The 20,088-nt window shown below is 62.0% G+C and carries 15 protein-coding genes; 5 read left to right on the top strand and 10 right to left on the bottom strand.

Annotation, left to right across the window (positions count from 1 at the left end; all coding sequences use genetic code 11):
• The first annotated feature begins 155 nt into the window (after window positions 1–155).
• Both KBI52_RS29085 and KBI52_RS29080 read left to right on the top strand, forming a co-directional pair.
• Window positions 156–1,115, top strand: coding sequence for a hypothetical protein (locus KBI52_RS29085; RefSeq protein WP_210812520.1), 960 nt, complete (start codon window positions 156–158; stop codon window positions 1,113–1,115).
• An 11-nt stretch (window positions 1,116–1,126) separates the two neighbouring features.
• Window positions 1,127–2,686, top strand: a complete 1,560-nt coding sequence (locus tag KBI52_RS29080; RefSeq protein WP_210812519.1) for a hypothetical protein — start codon at window positions 1,127–1,129, stop codon at window positions 2,684–2,686.
• Between the two features lie 198 nt (window positions 2,687–2,884).
• Here the strand turns inward: KBI52_RS29080 and KBI52_RS29075 are convergent, their stop codons facing one another.
• A complete protein-coding gene (locus tag KBI52_RS29075; RefSeq protein WP_210812518.1) occupies window positions 2,885–4,135 on the bottom strand; it encodes a site-specific integrase in 1,251 nt (416 codons plus the stop codon).
• 485 nt (window positions 4,136–4,620) lie between these two features.
• Between KBI52_RS29075 and KBI52_RS29070 the strand changes: the two genes are divergently transcribed.
• Window positions 4,621–4,923: a hypothetical protein gene (locus KBI52_RS29070; protein ID WP_173949245.1), complete on the top strand. Its 303-nt coding sequence runs from the start codon at window positions 4,621–4,623 to the stop codon at window positions 4,921–4,923.
• Between the two features lie 327 nt (window positions 4,924–5,250).
• Entirely contained in the window at window positions 5,251–6,546 is a 1,296-nt protein-coding gene (locus KBI52_RS29065) for an FAD-binding oxidoreductase (RefSeq protein ID WP_210812517.1), read from the top strand.
• Between the two features lie 91 nt (window positions 6,547–6,637).
• Here the strand turns inward: KBI52_RS29065 and KBI52_RS29060 are convergent, their stop codons facing one another.
• The 3 genes from KBI52_RS29060 to KBI52_RS29050 all read right to left on the bottom strand — a co-directional run bounded on the left by KBI52_RS29060 (window position 6,638) and on the right by KBI52_RS29050 (window position 10,029).
• Entirely contained in the window at window positions 6,638–7,750 is a 1,113-nt protein-coding gene (locus KBI52_RS29060; RefSeq protein WP_173949247.1) for an amino acid ABC transporter permease, read from the bottom strand.
• Between the two features lie 3 nt (window positions 7,751–7,753).
• A complete protein-coding gene (locus tag KBI52_RS29055; RefSeq protein WP_210812516.1) occupies window positions 7,754–8,926 on the bottom strand; it encodes an amino acid ABC transporter permease in 1,173 nt (390 codons plus the stop codon).
• A gap of 65 nt (window positions 8,927–8,991) precedes the next feature.
• Window positions 8,992–10,029, bottom strand: coding sequence for an amino acid ABC transporter substrate-binding protein (locus KBI52_RS29050; protein ID WP_173949249.1), 1,038 nt, complete (start codon window positions 10,027–10,029; stop codon window positions 8,992–8,994).
• A gap of 191 nt (window positions 10,030–10,220) precedes the next feature.
• Here KBI52_RS29050 and KBI52_RS29045 point away from each other — a divergent pair, with 191 nt between their 5' ends.
• Window positions 10,221–11,858, top strand: a complete 1,638-nt coding sequence (locus KBI52_RS29045; protein ID WP_210812515.1) for an amidohydrolase — start codon at window positions 10,221–10,223, stop codon at window positions 11,856–11,858.
• 82 nt (window positions 11,859–11,940) lie between these two features.
• Here the strand turns inward: KBI52_RS29045 and KBI52_RS29040 are convergent, their stop codons facing one another.
• The 6 genes from KBI52_RS29040 to KBI52_RS29015 form a co-directional block, all read right to left on the bottom strand.
• Entirely contained in the window at window positions 11,941–13,389 is a 1,449-nt protein-coding gene (locus KBI52_RS29040; RefSeq protein ID WP_210812514.1) for an amidohydrolase family protein, read from the bottom strand.
• A 51-nt stretch (window positions 13,390–13,440) separates the two neighbouring features.
• Window positions 13,441–14,112: an aspartate/glutamate racemase family protein gene (locus tag KBI52_RS29035; protein ID WP_210812513.1), complete on the bottom strand. Its 672-nt coding sequence runs from the start codon at window positions 14,110–14,112 to the stop codon at window positions 13,441–13,443.
• Between the two features lie 13 nt (window positions 14,113–14,125).
• A complete protein-coding gene (locus tag KBI52_RS29030) occupies window positions 14,126–15,568 on the bottom strand; it encodes an amidohydrolase family protein (RefSeq protein ID WP_210812512.1) in 1,443 nt (480 codons plus the stop codon).
• A 70-nt stretch (window positions 15,569–15,638) separates the two neighbouring features.
• Window positions 15,639–17,099 (bottom strand): dihydropyrimidinase, encoded by a 1,461-nt coding sequence (hydA, locus tag KBI52_RS29025; RefSeq protein WP_210812511.1) that lies wholly within the window; start codon window positions 17,097–17,099, stop codon window positions 15,639–15,641.
• A 211-nt stretch (window positions 17,100–17,310) separates the two neighbouring features.
• The gene (locus KBI52_RS29020; RefSeq protein WP_210812510.1) at window positions 17,311–18,552 is read right to left on the bottom strand and encodes an MFS transporter; all 1,242 of its coding nucleotides are present in this window, start codon (window positions 18,550–18,552) and stop codon (window positions 17,311–17,313) included.
• Between the two features lie 69 nt (window positions 18,553–18,621).
• Window positions 18,622–20,076, bottom strand: coding sequence for an amidohydrolase family protein (locus KBI52_RS29015; protein ID WP_210812509.1), 1,455 nt, complete (start codon window positions 20,074–20,076; stop codon window positions 18,622–18,624).
• Window positions 20,077–20,088: the final 12 nt, after the last annotated feature.

The raw sequence follows: 20,088 nt of genomic DNA, 5'->3' as shown, positions 1-20,088 counted from the left end.
TTTGTTCGGTCCACCAGCACAGGGACAAGGTGGGCGCCTCACGTAACTCGGCATGATCCAAGACGTGGCGGGAGAAGGTTTCCCGCGCTAAGACTCCTCATATCGTGAGTTCCTGAGTATCATTAGCCCCGAAACGGGAGCTTGATCGAAACAGTATGGCGCGTGATCGAAAATCGAGGGCTAATAATAATACTGGAACAGTGAAGGGCGTCCTCAAGATCGGCCCTACTCATGCCGCGGGATTGCATCGACTTGTCGGGATGAACGCCGATATACGCCAAGGCGAGCCATTCGACCGGATGAGTCTGGATTTTGAGCTGACATGTGGGGTCGCGCCATTAAGGATCAGCGGTCGCGATTTTGATATGGCATTGCGAACTTGCTTCGTATCAATGTCGCGCGAGAACTGTACGACACAGGTTGGAACTCATTACGAGCACTGGCTTGGGACTGGCGACTTCAAGGTCGTGACAACAGGTGTTTCGAGGCTTGAGCGAGGAAGAGAAGCCGGAGTATCTGCTGGAGCTGAAGCCGATAGCCAAAAGGGCCTCGCTAGAGTTTTCGGTAGTTTCCGGTTCGGATTTAATAGGAAGAGAAATCACACGAACGAATCGACTGTGCGCCAGGATGCACGTGTCGAATTAGTAGTTACGAGTGGGCAAGACAGGTGGCGTGTTGGTGATTTGACAAGAGGTGACCCGCGTCGCCAGGATGGCATACTAAGTGGGGCCTATTTTCAAGAAGCAAGATCGGAAGACGGAGATCCTAAGCCTCTCTGCCTCATCACGCGAACTGACCCTGCCGAAACTGTGCGAGTGAATTTGCAAGTGAGTGCTTCATTCGGCAGCCTTTCAATAACACGAGATGGCAGCCCCGCCGATGAAACCGATCAAACCGGGGCCCGAACTCTATTAAGGAGACGTGCCAAGGCCTCAATTGCTCAACACAAGCAAGCTGAAAACGATCTGAGGGCTCGTGTTGCGGGTCTGGTAGTTGCTAAGGGTCTTCGGGACGCACAAATTCAGGCAGGGCTGACTGTGGCGGAAAACGAGTTCCTGATCGCACAACAAACCATTCTGGTGCCGAACGAAGATCACAAAGAAACTCATGATTAGGGAGGCAAGTGTTGAGTAGCGTAGCTGAGCCATTCCCAGGGATTTCGCAGGACAAATTAGCTGCCGTTGCAGCTGTTTGGAGCGCCCCAGATGCAAGATTGTCTACATTAATCAAAGCGGGAGGGCTCGACCCTAAGAAGGATTTTCGTGGTGGTGACTTCCGGGGCTGGCAGCTTGCTGGTCAGGACCTTCGTGGCATCGACTTCACGGGTGCTGACCTTCGTGGCACTGGCGTAGAGTACGCCATCACGGATGGGACAACGGTTCTCACAGAAGCACAAACAGGACCTCTCTATGAAGCTGATGTAGACAGCAAACTTGTTGATGATCACATCCGCGTTGGTAGAATGCTCGCAGAGGCCTACGGCATTTCGAAAGATAATCCGAAAAGAGCGCTGTCATATGTCACTGAGGCACGAAGTATAGTTGCCGATTTTCTCGATAGGGACTACCTCAATTGGGCTTATTTGGCTGCTGCGACCGAGATTTGCTATCTAAAGCTATTCGGTGACACTTTGGGCGGCAGAGACCTGTCTGCATCCATATTGACGAGCGTGTTCGACCGACTTGAGTACTTCAGTGAGGATTCTCCGGAAGCGATCTCGATTATGGCGCGTGATATAATCCCGGAGATGGATGCGCCTTTCAGAAGGGACTTCTATACGTTGTACGTGAGAGCACTGGACGCCGGCATAGAAGCCGTACGTAAAACAGCGCAAGACACTCAACATTTCAAGCATCTCCAACACCTTGTAAGAATGAGAGCCCAGGACAGGATCTCCAAGGGCTTACTTGATGCGGCTCTCGCAGACGCTAAGTGGCTGAAAGAAATTGCACGAAAAGCAAGTCTCTCCGCATGGGATCGGCTGAGATATACCCTCTGGGCAGAAACTATTATTGCTGTGATTTTAGCAGAGCAGGGTAACGGCAGTGCAGTTGAGCAGCTTAGGAGCGTAATAGACGAAGCCATTAGAAGCGATGATGGTCAGAGAGCTGCTTCCGTGGCTGAGCTTATTCGAGTCACTGCGGAGCTATTGCGGATTGCTAATCGGACTCACCGAGTATCTGAGTACGACGACTGGCTGAGAAGTTTACTCAGCATCGCCGTGTCCCAAGCCATGAGAGACTCGCCATCGGACTCCCAGAAAGTGGCAGCTGCGCTTAGGCGACTACACAACTCGACACTGGAGTACCGTTCAAGGGCCACAGAAATTGCACTCCAAAATGAATATGCAATCCGCCGCGATTTAGCCCGTCGCGCTCCAACTCCTAAGCATTATTCAAGACTCGTCTCCGCACTTGAAGCATGGTCCAAGCTGGAGGGCCAGCATCCAACGGTTTCACTGGAATTAGCACATGCTACCGACGAGACCATGAGTAGCTTACTTGCTGTAGTAGAGGTGGAAAGCGCTGAAAAATTTTTCAGGATAGTTGATCGCACCTTGGAGGTATTTACGAAGGTTTTTATCCGACTCGATGATCAATCGCGCGTTGAAAGCACCAAGCGCAAAGTTGAAAAGGTGCTGGTACCCCTGCTTCATGTATCAGACAATGATCCTCCCGCGAGTTGATGCGTTTGATGAGCGCAGAGCGTCCGTATCTTGCATTGGATTATCTCAGTGGACAGTGCGGTTGCTAAAAAGACAAGAACGCAGCTCAATGTCTGAGTTCGTAAGAACGCCTTCGTAGGAGGATAGACAGTTGCCCTCTCAGAAACGCAATAACTTTGTTCGTCCTGTCTCTCGGATCGGGAGCCGGAGAGATGGAGATCAAAGGCGAACCGATGAGCCCTGTATTAAACGCCTTATGGTCTCGCCCAATAAATTGAGTGCGCGCCGCTTCTCCCCGGCGCGATCATACAAATCATAGTGGATACCTGTAACACTCCGCCTAGCATGATTAAGGACTGCTGATACGTCTTCCGCGGGTACACCGAGGCTAGCAAGTCGAGTGGCAACTGTCCGGCGAAGATCGTGAGGAGAGGGGGGCTCAGCCTGCCAGCTGCGTATAGGCTCATGGTTGCCCTCAAGGCGTCTGCCGAACCGTGCCATGCCGACGCTTAAGGCGTGCCCTGTGATTGGCGCTCCTTCAACAGAAGGCGAGGGGAAAAGATGAGGGCTTGTCTCGTCTGCCAATGTGAGCGCCTCCAGAACGGACTCGCGGGCCAATCGCGAAAGTGGCACAAAATGGGCTCGTCCATTCTTGGAGCGCTCAGCGGGTAATTGCCACGCGGCGCGCTCCGGATCATCAAGGTTTTGAAATTCGCGGCGCTCGGCTTCGGCGATTTCGCTGACACGGGCCGCCGTGAGCAAGGCAATTCGTAGTGCAAGGCCCACTGGGCGGGACACCGGTCTCTGAACGATTCCATACCAAAATAAGTGAATTTCGTCATCCGTTAAGACACGGCGGCCAATGTTCTCGAGCCCGCGCTTGCGAAGACGGGAGCATGGATTGGCACCAACGAGATCGGCGTCGACCGCGAAACTGAAAATCGAGCTGATAAGCGCCTGGACCCGGTTCGCATTCGTGGCCGTCCCAGCCGCGACCATTCCCTCGCAAAGGGCAATCACATCCCGGCGTTGAATCTCGTCGAAACGCCTGTCGGCCCATCTCGGCAGCACGTGAAGCCGCAGGTTGCGCTCGTCCGCTGCCGCGGATCGCTTGAAGCGGCAGGCGTGTTCCTGGAGGTAGCGTTCGGCGAGCGCCGCGAATGTTTTGGTCTGCGCCTCTTGGCGCTCCCGGTATTTTTTCTCAACCGGGTTGCTGCCGCTGGCAACCTCGCGGCGCAAATCAGAGGCTCGGGCTCGTGCTTGAGCTAATGACAGATCGGGATAGCGGCCGATGGTGGAGCGAGCGTCCTTTCCAGTCCGCGGGTCGCGGAAGCGGAAGCACCAGCTTTTCACCCCTGCCGCGGTGATTCGCAGAGCCAGCCCCTCACACCGGTCATCAGTGATATCGGTTCGGCCCGTCACAGGCGCAGCAACCGAGCGAACGAAAGCATTCGTGAGGGCTTTGCGCATGGTAGGCCTCAACTCACATGTTCGACGTTGGGGACGCGCCGGGGACGCAACAGAGCTCGGATTTCAGCGGGCGTCGGTGAACGAAGATGAACCAACATCCTAATGAATGCAATAGGATAGGCTATATGCTGCGAACGATCCTGGATGTCAGCGGACACCGGTTACATGACTGAAAATCGCAGTGTCGGTGGTTCGATTCCGCCCCTGGGCACCACTTCTCTTTTCCTAATGTCTCGAATGTTCGAAGCGCGGGCCTGTTGAGGTGCTGCCCTTTGCTGTTGCCCGTTAGGTTCCCATCCTGGTCCGTGGGCTCGTCCACCGTTCCCTCGGCCGCGCCCGAATGCGGGCCGGCCAGCAGCATTCGGGAGACCAACAGATTAGTCTGCCGACACGTGGACCGAGACAATAAAGCGCGGTAGCTTATGCAGTGGTGGGGATGATCAACAGGGGGGAGACACTCCCTGGCATCGTTTGGGGGCGGCACCGTGTTCACGTTTCTTGCTCAGTTCTTCCTTGGAGAGCCACCGCGGCAGCAAGATTTCGACGTTGGGCCGATCTATCACTCTCCCAACCTGCACGCATTTTTCATGTTCGGCCTCATCCTGTTCTGCATGTGCGTGGCTCCGGCCGTGCTCGCCCTGTGGAAGTCTCAAAGGCAGGGATGGGCGCTCGGGATTGGACTGAGCCTCATCATCGCGGCCGCTGTGGCGTCAGGCGGTGTTTACGCCAGCGGGTACTCGGAGGCGAAGTATCCGGGCTTTCACGTGAAGGCAGCCAGGAGCTTCTGAGCCGCAAATCGAGCCGACGTCCAGACGCCAGTTCGTGTTCGGTGAATCGCGGCCATCACCTCTCGTCGATCGCGATGGCGTTGCGGGAGCCGAGCATGGAATGGATTGACGAGAAGGCTCGTCCGACCCTGGAACCTTGATGACGCGTTGCGCGCGGTCAGGTCTGCAGAGGCAAACCGAGATGGTGGGAGTTAGAACAGCTCAGTCAGTGACTGGCTCGCCGCAGCTTTCGGCACAAAGGACTCAATCGGTCGTGGCCGAAAGGCGGATCCACATTTCCGCAGGATGCGCTAGGCTTCGCGCATACCACGAGGATCGGAGCGCTTCATGACCGGCTATGGCGACACCTACTATGCCCGCACGCTCACGGATGCGGCGCGCTGCTCCTCGCTTGAGGGCGCCGTGAGCGCCGACGTCGTCATCGTGGGTGGTGGATTGGCTGGTCTCACGGCCGCTCTCGAACTCGCGCGGGCAGGGCGCTCGGTGGTGGTTCTGGAGGCGGAGCGTGTCGGATGGGGAGCGTCCGGCCGCAATGGCGGCTTCGTCGGTCCTGGCTATGCGACGAGCCTTGCCAACATCACCCGCATGGTGGGAGCCGACCAGGCGAAGGCTCTGCATCGGCTGTCGATCGAAGGCGTGCGTATCGTCGAAGACAACCTCAACACTCTCGGCATGACCGACAATGCTCGCGTCTATGGCAAGATGAGCGTTCTCCGATACCATGATCCCGACGGCCTTGCGCGCCAGTGCGAGATGATGAAGCGGGAATTCGATTACCGCCTCGAGGTGATGCCGACCGACGCCGTCAGGGACGTCCTGCGGTCGTCGAAATACTATCAGGCGCTCTACGATCCTGCCTCCTTTCACTTCCACCCGCTCAACTACGCCCGCGCCCTGGCGAAGGCGATCCAGGACCTGAACGGACGAATCTTCGAAGAATCACGCGTGGTCGGCTGCGATCTCGAAGGAGCCGAGAAGATCGTCAGGACGGAGCGGGGAGAGGTGAGGGCCGGTGACGTCGTTCTGGCGGGAGGCGGGTATACGGACAATCTCGTGCCGCGCCTGCGCCGGAGCATCCTGCCGATCGCCACTTATGTGCTCCTGACCGAGGCCGCGCCTGAGAAGATTGCCCAGGCCGTCCGGACACCCATGGCGATCAGCGACAACCGTCGTGCGGGCGATTACTACCGCTTGGTGGACGGGGGAACCCGGCTTCTCTGGGGTGGCCGGATTACCACGCAGACGACGGAGCCCCGCCGCCTGGCTGACATGATGCGCAGAACGATGGTCTCCACCTATCCGCAGCTCGAGGGCGTTCGCGTGGAGACGGCTTGGTCCGGCCTGATGGCCTATGCACGCCACCTGATGCCTTTGATCGGGAAGCTCCAGCCCGGAGTCTGGCACGTGTTCGGATTCGGAGGTCGCGGCATGAACACGACGGCTATCGGCGGGCGCGTCATCGCGGAAGGCATTCTCGGCACGAGCGACCGTTACCGGCTCTACGAGCCCTTCGGTCTCGCGTGGAACGGAGGTCCGTTTGGAGTGGCAGCCGCGCAGCTCACGTACTGGACCTATCAGGCCATGGATCTCGCGAAGGAACGCCGGGCGGCCCGCGCGGCCTGAACGGTGTCCGTCGCTAGCGCATCGTGCGGCCCCGGCTTTCCGCACGATGCGCCGCTCAGGAAGGGATTGAGCATCGGACCCGTGCTCTAGGCTAGTCGTGGCCGAGACGCATGCGCCGTTCCAGGAACCGGCTGTAGGCGCCCATGCCGTAGGAGAACACCAGGAACACGACGGCTGCGAAGACGTAGCCCTCCAGAACAGCGATGCCGACCCAGTTCGGATCCGTCATCGCCGTGCGGACGGTCGACAGAAAGTCGAGCAGGCCAATGATCGTCACGAGAGTCGTGTCCTGGAAGAACCCGATGGAGATGTTGACCAGCGGCGGAATGGCGATCTTCAGGGCCTGCGGCAGAACGACGAGACGCATGGCCTGCCAGTAATGCAGACCCATGGCGCTCGCCGCCTCGTGCTGCCCGCGCGGAATGGCCTGCAGGCCGCCGCGGACCGCCTCGGCGATATAGGCAGCGGCGAAGATGATGATGGCGATCTGCGCCCGCAGCAGCTTGTCGACCGTGATCCCGCTCGGCATGAAGAGCGGCAGCATCACGGACGCCATGAACAGGATGCTGATGAGAGGCACGCCCCGGATCACCTCGATGAACACGATGGCGATCACCCGAATGGCGGGAAGCTTCGATGAGCGGGCGAGCGCAAGGACGACCCCGAGCGGAAATCCCAAGGCAAGCCCGACCGCAGAGAGCAGGAACGAGAGAGGCAGGCCACTCCATTGGGTCGTCGGCACGTAGGGCAGACCGAGAACGCCGCCGCCAATCAGGATCGCCGTCGCCACGATCGTGACGCCCCAAAGCGCGATGAGATTTCTGTTCCAGAAGCGCGGGATCATGGTGATCGCGATCGCACCCAGGAAGAGCACCATGGCGAGAAGCACGCGCCAGTGTTCGTCGTAGGGATAGACGCCGAAGATCATGAATCGAAGCTTCGCTTCGTAGAAGGGCCAGCAGGCCCCATGCCCGACCTTGCAGGCCTGGGCTCCACCTTCGGTCACGGCCCGCGTCACGAGCCAGCCATAGGCTCCCTTCACCCCGAGCCACAGGATCCACAGGCAGGCCAATGTGATGACGGCGTTGACGGGCGTTCCGAAGAGAGGCTTGAGCGTGCGATGCAGAAGCCGGCGCTCCACGCCCGGCTCTCTCTGCAACGGCATCTTGACCTGGGCTTCGGCGATGTCGGTCGCGGTCGTCATAGCTCAACGCTCCTTCAGCGCGACGCGGCTGTTGTACCAGTTCATGAACACGGAAATCGTGATCGACAGGCCGAGATAGACCAGCATGAAGATCGCGATACCCTCGATCGCCTGGCCGGTCTGGTTCATGGTCGTGTTCGATACCATGACGAGATCCGGATAGCCGATGGCGATCGCAAGCGACGAGTTCTTGAACAAGCTCAGGTAGCTGCTGGTGAGGGGCGGGATGATGACGCGCAGTGCCTGAGGCAGGACCACGAGGCGCATGGTCAATCCGTCCCGCAGACCCAGCGCACGGGCAGCCTCCCATTGACCCTTGCGTACGGAGAGAATGCCGCTCCGCACGATCTCGGCGATGCCGGCTGACGCGGACAGAGCAAGGCCGACGAGAAGGGCGGTGAATTCCGGCCTGAGCTGGGCACCGCCCGTCAGACGGAAGCGTCCCTTTTCCGGAAGGTCGACCGCAAAGTCGGGTTGCACGAGCAGAAGCGCGAGAACCGGCGGGATCAGAACCGCCAGGACGATCCAGGGCCACAGGGCTCGTACGTTGCCGGTTCTGATCCGCTCGGCGGTCGCCCGGCGGTGAAAGATGACACCCAGGATACCGCCGAAGACGAGCGCCAGAAGAACGGTCGTGTGCGCGCTGGTCCACACGAGGGACGGCACGGTCAGGCCGCTGTTGCTGAGAAAGACGTGCGGCAGAATCTCCCATGCTTCCCGGACGGACGGCAGGCTCGTGACGATCAAGGCATACCAGAGGAAGAGATAGAGAAGCAGAGGCACGTTGCGAAGCGCCTCGACATAGAGGAAAGCCAAGAAGGCCAGCAGCGGATTGCGGGAGAGGCGGGCGATGCCCACGACAAGCCCGAGGATCGTCGCGAGAACGACGCTCCAGGCCGAGACCCAGACCGTATTGACGATTCCGGCCAGGATCGCACGTCCATAGGTGTCCGTGGGCTTGTAGTCGATCAGGGTCTGGCTGATCACGAAGCCTGCTTCACGGCTGAGATAGCCGAAGCCCGTCGCAATGTTCTGCTCCGCGAGCTTCTGCGACACGTTCGAGAACAGATACAATCCCAGAAGGACGATGCCCGCGACGGCGATCACCTGATAGAGAATGGCACGGAACCGCAGATTGTAGAGAAGTCTCGTCCCACTCATCGCATCGGCGCGCATGATGATCCTTTCCGGACAGAACCGAAGGCGAGCGGGCGACCGCGAGGCCGCCCGCCGATCTCAGGTTACCGGAACGGCGGCGCGTAAAGCAGGCCGCCCTTGGTCCAGAGTTCGTTCGGACCGCGCGTCAGGCCCAGCCGGGTCTTCGGCCCGAGATTGCGATCGAAGACTTCTCCGTAGTTCCCGACGGACTTGATGATGTTGTAGCCCCACTTGTTGTCGAGGCCGAGCATCTTGCCGAAATCGCCGTTCACGCCGAGCATGCGCTGGACTTCCGGGTCCTCGCTCTTGAGGAACTCGTCCACATTTGCCTGCGTGACGCCCTTCTCCTCCGCCCCGATGAGCGTATAGACGGACCAGTTCAGAATATCGCGCCAGTTCGGGTCGTTCTGACGGATCGTCGGCGCAAGCGGCTCCTTCGAGATGGTCTCGGGCAGAACCACGTATTGCGACGGATCATTGGCGATGGCGCGGACGGAGGCAAGGTCCGAGCGATCGGTGGTGATGGCGTCGCAGCGTCCGTTGAAGAACGCATTTCGCCATTCATCCGAGTTCTCGAACACCACGGACTCGTACTTGATGTTCTTGGGACGGAAGAAGTCTTCCAGGTTCTGGAGCGTCGTGGTGCCGGGCAGGAGGCAGATGGCGGCATCGGCGAGTTCGCTGGCGCTCTTCACGTTGAGCTTGGAGGGAGCCATCAAGCCCTGACCATCGTAGAACACGACAGGGCCGAAATCGAGCCCGAGGGATGCGTCGCGCGTGAAGCTCCAGGTGTTCTGGCGGGACAGGATGTCCACCTCTCCGGACTGAACGGCCTGGAAGCGGACATTGGTGTTCAGCGGAACGTACTCGACCTTGTCGGGATCAGCGAAGACGGCGGCCGATACGGCGCGGCAGATGTCGACGTCGAAACCGCGCCGAACGCCCTTGTCGTCGGCATAGGAAAAGCCCGGGGCGACCGGCGACACGCCGCACAGAATCTTGCCGCGCTTCTTGACCGTGTCGAGTGTCGACTGAGCGGATGCCGGCGCTGCCGAAACAGCGGCGACGCTGGCGATGAGGCTCATTGCGAGCCAACGAACCATGGATTTTGGCTGTATCATAGCACTCCCTCTTCTCTGCGCCTTATCTGGTCGCTGAAGCGTAAAGCTAGACCCGAAACAACAATGGTTTCAAGGACTGATTTTCCTAGCGTGAGGCGTTTGAGACCTTGCTGATTGACTAAAAGGTATGCAAACTCGCCCGCGTTCAACCGCAGCGACTGCTGCACCCGCCCTTGCTGCGCGAGTGGTCCATGCCGATCCTTCCCAAAGCCGACATCGTCCTCACGAACGGCCGCGTCTTTCTTGGTTTTTCAGAACAGGTGACCGAAGCCATCGCCCTCTGGGCCGGGCAGGTCTTGGCGGCGGGAACCTCCGCCGACATGGAGCCTCTCATCGGGCCGGCGACCCGGGTGATCGACCTTCGCGGACGCCTTGCAACGCCCGGTCTGTGCGACTCACACATGCATCTTCTCCCCTATGGGGTGATCATGGGACATGTGGATGTGCGTGCCTCTTCCGCCCCGACCCTTGCTTCCCTGCTCGAAAAGGTGCGGCAGCGCGCCTCCGTGACGCCGCCGGGCCACTGGATTCAGGGGCGCGGATATGATCAGTTCGAGCTCGACGTCGGACGTCATCCGCTCCGGGAGGAACTCGATGAGGTGGCGCCCGAACATCCTGTTGCGATCGTCAGGGCATGCGGCCATGTGACGATCTGCAATTCGAAGGCGCTCGAACTGGCCGGCATCGACGAGACGACGCCCGTTCCGCAGGGCGGCGCCATCGAGCAGCGCGACGGTCGGCTGACAGGCCTGCTGGCCGAGACCGGTCGTGATCGCCTCAAGGCTGTGCTGCCGGAGCCGACCGATCAGGAGCTCGTTCAAGCCATCGACGATGCCGGCCGGGCCTGCCTGTCCTACGGCATCACCAGCGTCATGGATGCAGGCGTGGGGATGAGGGCGGGCTACCGCGAGGTGGCCGCCTATCGCACGGCCCAGCGCCTCGGTCGTCTGCCGGTGCGGACGACCCAATGCCTGCTTGGAGGGCCGGGCGGGATCGTGGAGCAGGCCTATGCGGATGGCGTGGTGACCGGCGTGGGGGATTCCATGCTGCGGGTCGGACCGGTCAAGATTTTCACCGACGGCAGCGCTGGCGGCCGGACGGCCGCGATGAGCGAGCCTTATGTCGGAGAGCCGCGAACCACCGGTCTCATGCTTCTGCACGACAACGAGATGAACGATCTCGTGCACGATTGCCATGCCAAGGGCTATCAGCTTGCGGTCCACGCGATCGGCGACGCCGCCATTGAGCAGACCCTCAACGCGTTCGAGCTTGCCCTCGAGGCGATGCCGGATCCCGATCGTCGCCATCGAATCGAGCATGCGGGCTATGCCAGAGCGGATCAGAACGACCGCATGAAGCGCCTCGGCGTTCAGCCGGTGCCGCAGCCGGTGTTCATCTATGATTTCGGCGACCTGTATGTTTCAGTGGTCGGCGAAAAGCGCGCGAAACCGTCCTATCCCCTCCGGACGTGGATCGACCTTGGCTTCAAGCCTGCGGCCGGCAGTGACGCTCCGGTCTGCGACATCAATCCGTTCCCGAACTTCTTCTCCATGCTGACCCGAAAGACATCGCACGGAACCGTCATGGACGAGCGGGAAACGGTGTCGATCGAGCAGGCCATCATGGCCTTCACGGAATTCGGAGCCTACGTGAACAAGGCGGAGCATGAATGGGGACGCCTCGTCCCAGGCTTTGCGGCGGATATCGCGGTCTTCTCACGCGACATGCTGACGGCATCCCCTGAGGATATCCTCCATGATACCCGGTGCGATCTCACGATCCGCGGCGGCGAGGTCGTGTTCGACCGCCATGGCGAGACCACCCGCTGATTTCAGCGCATCGGACGAAACGCGAAAGGCCCCAGAGATCTCCAGGGCCTCTTTTCATACTGCGAGCGTCGCTCAAGGTTGATCAGCCGCGAACAGGAAAGACCCGGGGGCTCAGTTCTTCCAGACCGCGTCCGGCCCAGTCACGCTGGGGCGCAGCCGCAATCGCTTCCGCCTGACCCCGGCGCAGCATTTCGAGATCCTCATCGGTGTCGAAGTCGAGAACCTCGCCATCCCGAACGACTTGGCGGCCGTCCACATAGACGTCCTTGATGGCCCTGTCATTGGCCGAATAGACGAGGCTGCGAACCGGCTCGTAGTCGGGCTGCATGTAGGGATTGGCCATGTCAACGACGGAGAAGTCGGCCTTGCAGCCGGGCGCCAGGCGGCCCAGATCGGGGCGGCGGATCATGTCGGCGCCGACGGCCGTGGCCGCCATGAACGCGTCGTGGGTCGTCGCCGCCGTGAAGCTTCCCCCCACGATGCGGCCCGCATAACAGGCCATGCGGAGTTCATCGAGCATGTTGTGCGGGAAGCTGTCGGTGCCGATCCCGCATCGGATGCCGGCCTTCACGTAGCGCGTCAGGGTGTTCAGGGCGATGCCGCGCCGGGCGAAAACCACAGGGCAATGCGCCACCTGGGCGCCGCTGTCGCGCAGGCGCTCGAAGTCGTTGGCGTGCGGCCAGTGCAGCCAAGGATGATCGTTCAGGAAGATGCAGTGGCCGATGATCGTGTCAGGGCCAAGCGCGCCGATCCTGTCCAGCCATTCGATGGGGGTGCAGCCATAGCGCCGCATGATCTCCTGGAACTCGACGACGCTCTGGGCGGCGTGGATCTGGATCGGCTGACCGCGCTCCCGCGCCGCATCGAGCGCATCGCGGATCTGTCCTTCGGTGCAGGTATCGATCTGGGCCGGGCCGATAAAGCCCGTGATGCGCCCGCTCGAGTGCTTCGAAGCGGCATCGGCAATCTCGATCGCCTCGCGCAGGAGCCGGTCGCCCGTCGCCGGATCGAGATCATAGTCGACCGAGTGGCCATTGGTGGTCTTCCAGGGGCCAGACCGGAACATGCCCCAGAGCACGGCCCGAATGCCGGTCTCGGCATATTCGTCGGCCCAGGACGCCCGCGGGCGACCGAGGTCGCAGATGGTCGTGACGCCGCTCTTCAGCAATTCCGATGTCGCGACACGCAGCGCCGGGCGCGTGTATTCCGGGCCGATCTGAAAGACCGGCATGAACTCGTAGAGCGAGCTCTGACCCAGACGCGGGCTGCCCAGTTCCTCGAGCATGCCCTTCCAGCCGGGCTCGTGTCCGGGATGGCTGTGGACATCCACGAATCCGGGAATGATCATCATTTTGCGGGCGTCGATCTCGGCGTCGACCGGACCGGCATAATCCTGTCCGACATGAACGATGTTGTTGCCTCGGATCGCGAAATCCGCGTTCCTGAGGTAGACATGGGATCGGGCAGCCTCCTCCCAGGCGACGATCCAATCGCAATTCCGGAAGAGGGTCGTCTTGGTGGCGCTGGTCATTGCAGGCTCCATGAAGGCAGAGAGGGGGCTGAACCGGAGGTATGAATAGATTTACGCCGTGACGGCGTCCGACAGACGCACGTGACCGACTGCCATGGCGACGGCGGCCTGGGTCGGTTCGACGATCGGAATCCCGACAGGCTGTTCCAGGGCCCTGCGATAACGGGCCATGCCGGCGCACCCCATCACGAGAACGTCGGCGCCGTGGGTGGTTTTCAGAGTGTTTCCGACGTCGATCATGCGCCCCAGCGTCCGATCCTCCTCGGACAGATCCGCAACGCCGAGCCCGATCGGCAGGTCGGCGGCGAAGCGGTCTAGGACGCCCATCGCGCCGAAATAGCGAAGGTGCCGCGGGATGGATGTGGGCAGGATCGCGATAACGCCGAACCGCTGTCCGAGGGTGAGCGCCGTCAGCACGCCGCATTCCGCAATTCCGAAGACGCGGCGCCCGCTCTGTTCGCGGAGGGCATGGAGACCCGGGTCCGAGAAGCACGCGATGACGAACGCGCCCGCGTCCTCCTCCAGCTCGGCGGCCTTGCGCAGCATGGGCATGATGACGCCGTCCACGTCGCGTTGCGACTGGATTCCGGGCGGTCCTTCGGCCAGGGACAGGCACACGATGTCCGGTCCATCGGCGCTGCGCAGAGGAGCCACGGCTCTGTCGATCGCCGCCATGACGGTCTGCGACGAGTTCGGGTTGATCACATAGACGGGCGATCCCATGGTGACCTCATCCTCAGCGAGCGAGCGGCAGGGAGTAGGGCGCAAGAACCGACAGGGAGCGACCTTGCGGATCGTCCCGTTCGGCCTGCCGGCAGGCGCGCTTCTGCGCATCACGCAGTTCCCGCACCGCGCCGTCATAGTCGAGATGGACGATGCGTCTGTCCTTCACCACGGCTTGGCCGTCCACATAGACGTCGCGGATGGCGCGCTCCGCCGCGCAATGAATCAGATTGCGCAGCGGATCGTAGACCGGCTGCATGGCCGGATGGCTCAGATCCACCAGGGACAAATCCGCCTTGGCCCCGGTGGCAAGACGTCCGATGTCGTCCCGGCCGAGAGCGCGTGCGCCGCCGGTCGTGGCGGCCGAAAACAGGCCTCCGGTGTCGAGATCGAAGACGCTGCGGCCGGCGACGCGTGAGCAGATCAGCGCCTCGCGCATTTCCTCCAGCATGTTGAAGGGATAGCTGTCGGTGCCGAGCCCGACATTGACGCCCGCACGACGATAGGTCCCCAGGCTTTCCAGGGTCATGCCGCTGCGCGCGAAGGTGACCGGGCAATGAGCGACGGACGTGCCGCTCTCGGCCAAGCGCGCGAGGTCGTCTCGGCTGCGCTGCCGGGTCCAGGAATGGTGATCCAGAAAGATGCAATGGCCGAGGATCAGGTCAGAGCCGAGAATGCCCAGGCGCTCAAGCATCTTCGGTGCGGTCTCACCGGTCCGCCGCAGCAATTCCTCGTGCTCGGCCATGGTCTGCGCCGCATGGATGGTGATGCGCAGCCCGCGGCTGCGGGCCTCGCCAACCGCCATCTGCAGCAGCTCTTCGGAACACGTTTCGATCTGCGACGGGGCGACGACGCCGTCGATGCGGCCGCTGGGATGTGCACGGGCCTCCTCCACGAAGGCCAGAGCGTCGGCATAGCGCTCGCGACCTCGGCCCTTGTTCCAGTCGAAGTCGAGACGATGGCTCCCGGCCATGCGCCATTGTGCCTCCCGGAATCCGGGCGCGAGATAGGCCCGCAATCCGCTCCCCGCCGCAAGCGAGAGCCATTTCGGATGCGGCGATGCGATGTCGAGATGGGTGGTCACGCCGCTGCGCATCAGGTCGCCCAGCATCACCGTCTGGCAGGCGGCCTTGGCATCCGCGTCCGAATCGATCAGAGCCGAGTACTCATAGAGGGCATTGCCCCACAGAGCGGCGGTTCCGACATCCTCGAACAGGCCCTTGGCAATCGGCTCGTCACCGGAATGGCAATGAACGTTGACGAGGCCCGGCATCACCATCAGGCTCTCACCGGCGATCTCCTCGTCGGCAGGACCCGAGTATGCCGGGCCGATATACACGATGCCGGACCTCGAGAAGGCGACGTCGGCGTCTTGTCGATAGACATGGCACGAGGCCTCCTCGTCCCAGGCGACGACCCAGGCGGCCTGTCGAACAACCTTGATTGTGTCTGTCATGATTGATCGGATCCATGCAAGCGGGTTGAGGGGCAGCGGCCAGCGTGCCGACAGGCTTTCGAAAGGACGATCACAGCAGTTGCGCGCCGAAATTGCTGCCCGGATCGAACTCGGGGCTCAGCCGCCCCGTCGGCCGCATGGAGGCCGCGCAGCCGCGCAGCTGCAGCCGACCCGATCCGGGAGCAGCCTTGAGCGTGCCGTCGGCGAGGATCGTGTCGCCACGGCGCAGAACGGTCTCCGGCCAGCCCTTCAGCCTTCGACCCGCAAAGGGGTTGTAGCCGACATTGTCGTGCAGTCCGTCGTCGGTGAGAACGACCTCCCGGTCCGCATCCCAGACAACGACATCCGCATCGGCGCCGACCGCGATGGCCCCCTTGCGAGGATGAAGCCCGTAGATCTTCGCCGGAGCTGTCGCGGTCAGCTCCACGAATTTCTCGAGGCTCGAACGTCCCTGGCTCACCATGGCGTCGAAGAGCAGCGGCAGGCGGGTCTCCAGCCCGGGCAGCCCGTTCGCGATCTGCTTGAAGTCGGGATTGGCGCCGGCGGCGAGCTTGCCGCTTTCATCGAACCTGTACGGAGCGTGATCGGAGGAAACCACCTGGAGGTCGCCGAGTTCAAGCCCGCGCCACAAGGCCTCCTGATCCGATGTGGCGCGGGGAGGCGGGGAACACATCCACTTGGCGCCTTCCAGTCCGGGCCGGTCGAGGTCTTGAGCCGTGAGGAACAGATATTGCGGGCAGGTCTCGGCGAAGACCTTGATGCCCTCGCCGCGCGCGCGCCGGATGACCGCGGCACCCTCGGCCGTCGACACATGGAACAGCATGATGGGCTGGTCGAGAAGCTGGGAAAAGCGAATGAGGCGCTCGAAAGCCTCGATCTCGCAGACCCGCGGATGACTGACGCCATGGTATTTCGGCGCCACGTATCCGCGGGCTACCAGCCTGTCGGCCATCCACTTGATCATGCCGTGATTTTCGGCGTGGGCGCAGATCATGGCCCCATACTTGCGGGCCACCATCATGACGTCGAGAATCTGTTCGTCGAGAAGGCGGACCCGATCATAGGTCATGAAGATCTTGATCGACCGGTGTCCGGCCTCGATCAGCCGGGGCAGGTCCTGCTCCAGAGTTTCGGGGGTCGGATCGGAAATCCACAGATGGAAGGCGTAATCTATCACCGCCCCGGCCGCGGCCAGACGCGTGTAGTTCTCCACGACGTCACCCAGCCTGTCGCCCCGATGTTGCGCCGCGAAGGATATGACGGTGGTCGTGCCGCCGAATGCCGCCGATCGTGTGGCCGACTCGAACGTGTCGGCGTTCATCAACCCGCCGCCCGAAAGCTGCTCGATATGGCAATGGGCATCCACGCCGCCGGGAAGGAGCAGCTTGCCGGCGGCATCGATGGTCGACCGGCCTTGAAGCTCACGCCCGAGGGCAACGATCAATCCATCCTGGATCGCCACATCCATCGCAGCGACGCCTTCCGTCGACGCGACACGCCCGCCTTTGATGACCAGATCGTATTCGGTCAATAGATTTCCCCCCGAGGGTGCCCGGATGATCGCTTGCTTTTCTGTTCTTGCGACTCGCAATCTACGCTGACGAATTCGGCATCAGCAAGGATAAGTTGACGGCGGACGCGAGATCCAAAAAAGACGCTGCGGAGCACCCCGCAGGCCTCCGGCGCATTTCGCAAGTCGCCCCCGACGAAGGTTTTGCACCGCAACAGCCTGAGCACCAAGTTCAACCGGCCTTCAGCTGAGGCAGAACATGCGCCGGAACGGCGGCTTGGAGGCCGCACCAGGTGCAGGCTGCCGTCACGATCAGTACGATGATCGCAGGTCCGGCGAACGGGTCGTGTCCACCCCGCAAGAGACCTACGGCGAAGGGGCAGAGCGATGCACCGAGATAGCCGATGCTCTGCGACATGCCCGACAGCATGGCTGTCACCTCGGCTGTCGGCGCCCTGATGGTGACGAACAGAAGCGCCATGCCAAACAATCCTCCCTGACCCAGACCGAGAAGCAGTGCCCAAAGAAGTCTGCTCTCGAGAGGAGCATAGATCAGTCCGAGAAAGCCCAGGCAGGTCGCCGCAAGAACGAGCACGATCATCAATCGCGGGGATACACGCTCTGCTGCGAGTGAAGGAACCAGAAGGGCCGTCGCCGTCTGCGCCAGGATCGACACGGAGGTCGCGGCGCCGGCATCCAGGACGTCGAGGCCGCGGTCGCGCAGCAGGGTCGGCAGCCATCCGAGAACGATGAAGGCCAGTCCGGCCTGGAGCCCCATGAAGGCCGTCACGTACCAGGCGAGCCGGTCTCGCAGCAGAAGCGAAAAGCGCGGCAGCGAGCCAGTCCCCGTCGTGGCGGCTCCGGAAGAGGCAAGGACGACCCACAGCAATCCGGCGACGAGAGCCGGCGCGCTCCAGCTTGCGAGCGCCAACGTCCAGGACTGCCAAGTCCTTTCGAGGATCGGCGTCAGCCCCGCGGCGCTGGCCCCCCCGATGCTCAGGACCATGGTATAGAGACCTGTCATCAGCCCGAGGCGGCCGGGAAAGCGACGGCGGATCACGACGGGCAGGAGTACGCCTGCCATGCCGATCGCTGCCCCGGCCACTAGCGTTCCGGCGAACAAGGCCGAACTCAGAGGCAGCATGCGCAATGCAAGCCCGGCGGCCAGGCCTGTGAGGAGCAGCGCGATCGCGCGCTCGAGCCCGAGTTTTGCGGACAGGAGCGGTGCGAACGGCCCGAAGATCCCGAAGCAGAGCACCGGCAAGGTCGTCAGAACGCCGATCCAGACGCTGCTCAGGCCGAGCCCGTTCTGAATTTCGGCCGCCATGGTGGCGATGGACGTGAGGGCGGGGCGAAGGTTTATCGCGGCCAGAACGATGCACGCGATCGTGAAAGCCACGGGGACATGACGAACCCGCGCAGTGGAGTGCGGAGCCGCTATTCCGTCGGACTTCAGATCATTGCGCTTGAGCATGACACATCCTTCCAGTCACGGGATCATGACCGGCCTTGTCGGTTCGACCATCCTTGCGAACTCAGCCCGTCAGGTTCCGATCTGGTCCGTGGCCCTCACGTGCCGCCAGAACGTTGTCGGCGTTTCCAGCATGGACCGGAAGCCGGTCCGGTCGAGCATCGCCTCGGTTTCGCGTTGCGCGTCGTCGAGGATCTCGTCCTCGTCCACGAAGGTCGCCTTGCGGTTCTGCAGCGCGATGCGGCCGTCCACGATGACGGTGTCCACATCGTTGCCATTGGCGAAGTAGATGAGCCGGAAGATCGGCATGTTGAGCGGGTAAAGGTGGGGACGCCGCAGATCGAGCAGCACCACGTCGGCCTTCTTGCCGACTTCGAGCGATCCGATATCCTTGTCCATGCCGAGCGCCTTGGCGCCGTCGATGGTGCACATCTCGAGAACCCGACCCGGTGGCAGCCAAGTGGGATCCTTGAAGTGGGTCCGGTGGTAGTGCATGCATTGCTGCATGTGCCGGAACATGTCGCCGGAGCGATCGGGCGCGGTGGCGTCCGATCCGAGGCACACGTTGGCTCCGGCCTCCAGCAGTTCCGGAACGGGGCAGCGGCCGAGGATCGACGCAATGGCGCTCGGGTTGTGGGCGATGCTCGTGCCCGTGTCCGCCACGATCCTGATTTCGTCGTCGGTGAGGTTGGTGGAATGGGACAGGAGGGCGTTCGGCCCGAGGATGCCGAGCTCCTTCGCATAAGCGACGCTGCCCTTCGTGTGGCCGTCCTGGGTGAAGACGAGCCCGGCCTCGCGGGCGAGATCGGCCGTCAGGCGGGCCTGACGCATGGCCTCGTTCAGGTTGTCTCGCCCGAGTTCATCCACGTGCTCGGCGCGCAGGGTGGGAGTGATCAGCGCAATGTTGAGGCGACCGCCATGCGTGCCGTGCCAGGATTCGATCAGGGTCCGGCAGGTCTCGAACTGCTCTTCGAACGTCACGGGACGCTCGACGGCCCTGCCGTCGACGAAGCGGGCATAGGTGCGCGGATGCGGCGGTCGCGTCGGCCCGACCGCGACGACGGATCGGGTCCCGACCTCGCGCACGCCCTCGCAATGGGCGTCCCCGTAAACCGGCTCGTCGGTGCGCAGAATCGTGTCGCCGCCGCCCAGTAGGGAGACGCCCGTCGTCACGCCGAACCGCAGGCGCTCGAGCGCCGCCAACCGGGCTTCGGCCCGCCAGAATTCCGGCGTCGACGCAACGGTATAGGCCTGATGGCAAGCCTCGTACCATTCGTCCCCATTGCCGCCGCCCATCGTCTTGATGAGGCCGTGGCCCGCATGGGCGTGCCCGTCGATCAGCCCGGGCATGACGATCTTGCGGCTGGCGTCGATCACCGTGGCGGCCTGATGATCCGTGAGGATCTCATCGGTCGTCCCGACGGCGACGATGCGGTCCTTCTCGATGGCGACCGCGCCGTTCTCGATGACCCGGCGCTCCGGGTCCATCGTGACGACGATGCCGTTGGTGATGATGATGTCGGCCATGCCATATGCTCC

This window comes from Microvirga sp. HBU67558 (assembly GCF_018069605.1).
GTDB lineage: Bacteria > Pseudomonadota > Alphaproteobacteria > Rhizobiales > Beijerinckiaceae > Microvirga > Microvirga terrae.
This window is presented reverse-complemented; position numbering and strand designations above follow the sequence as displayed.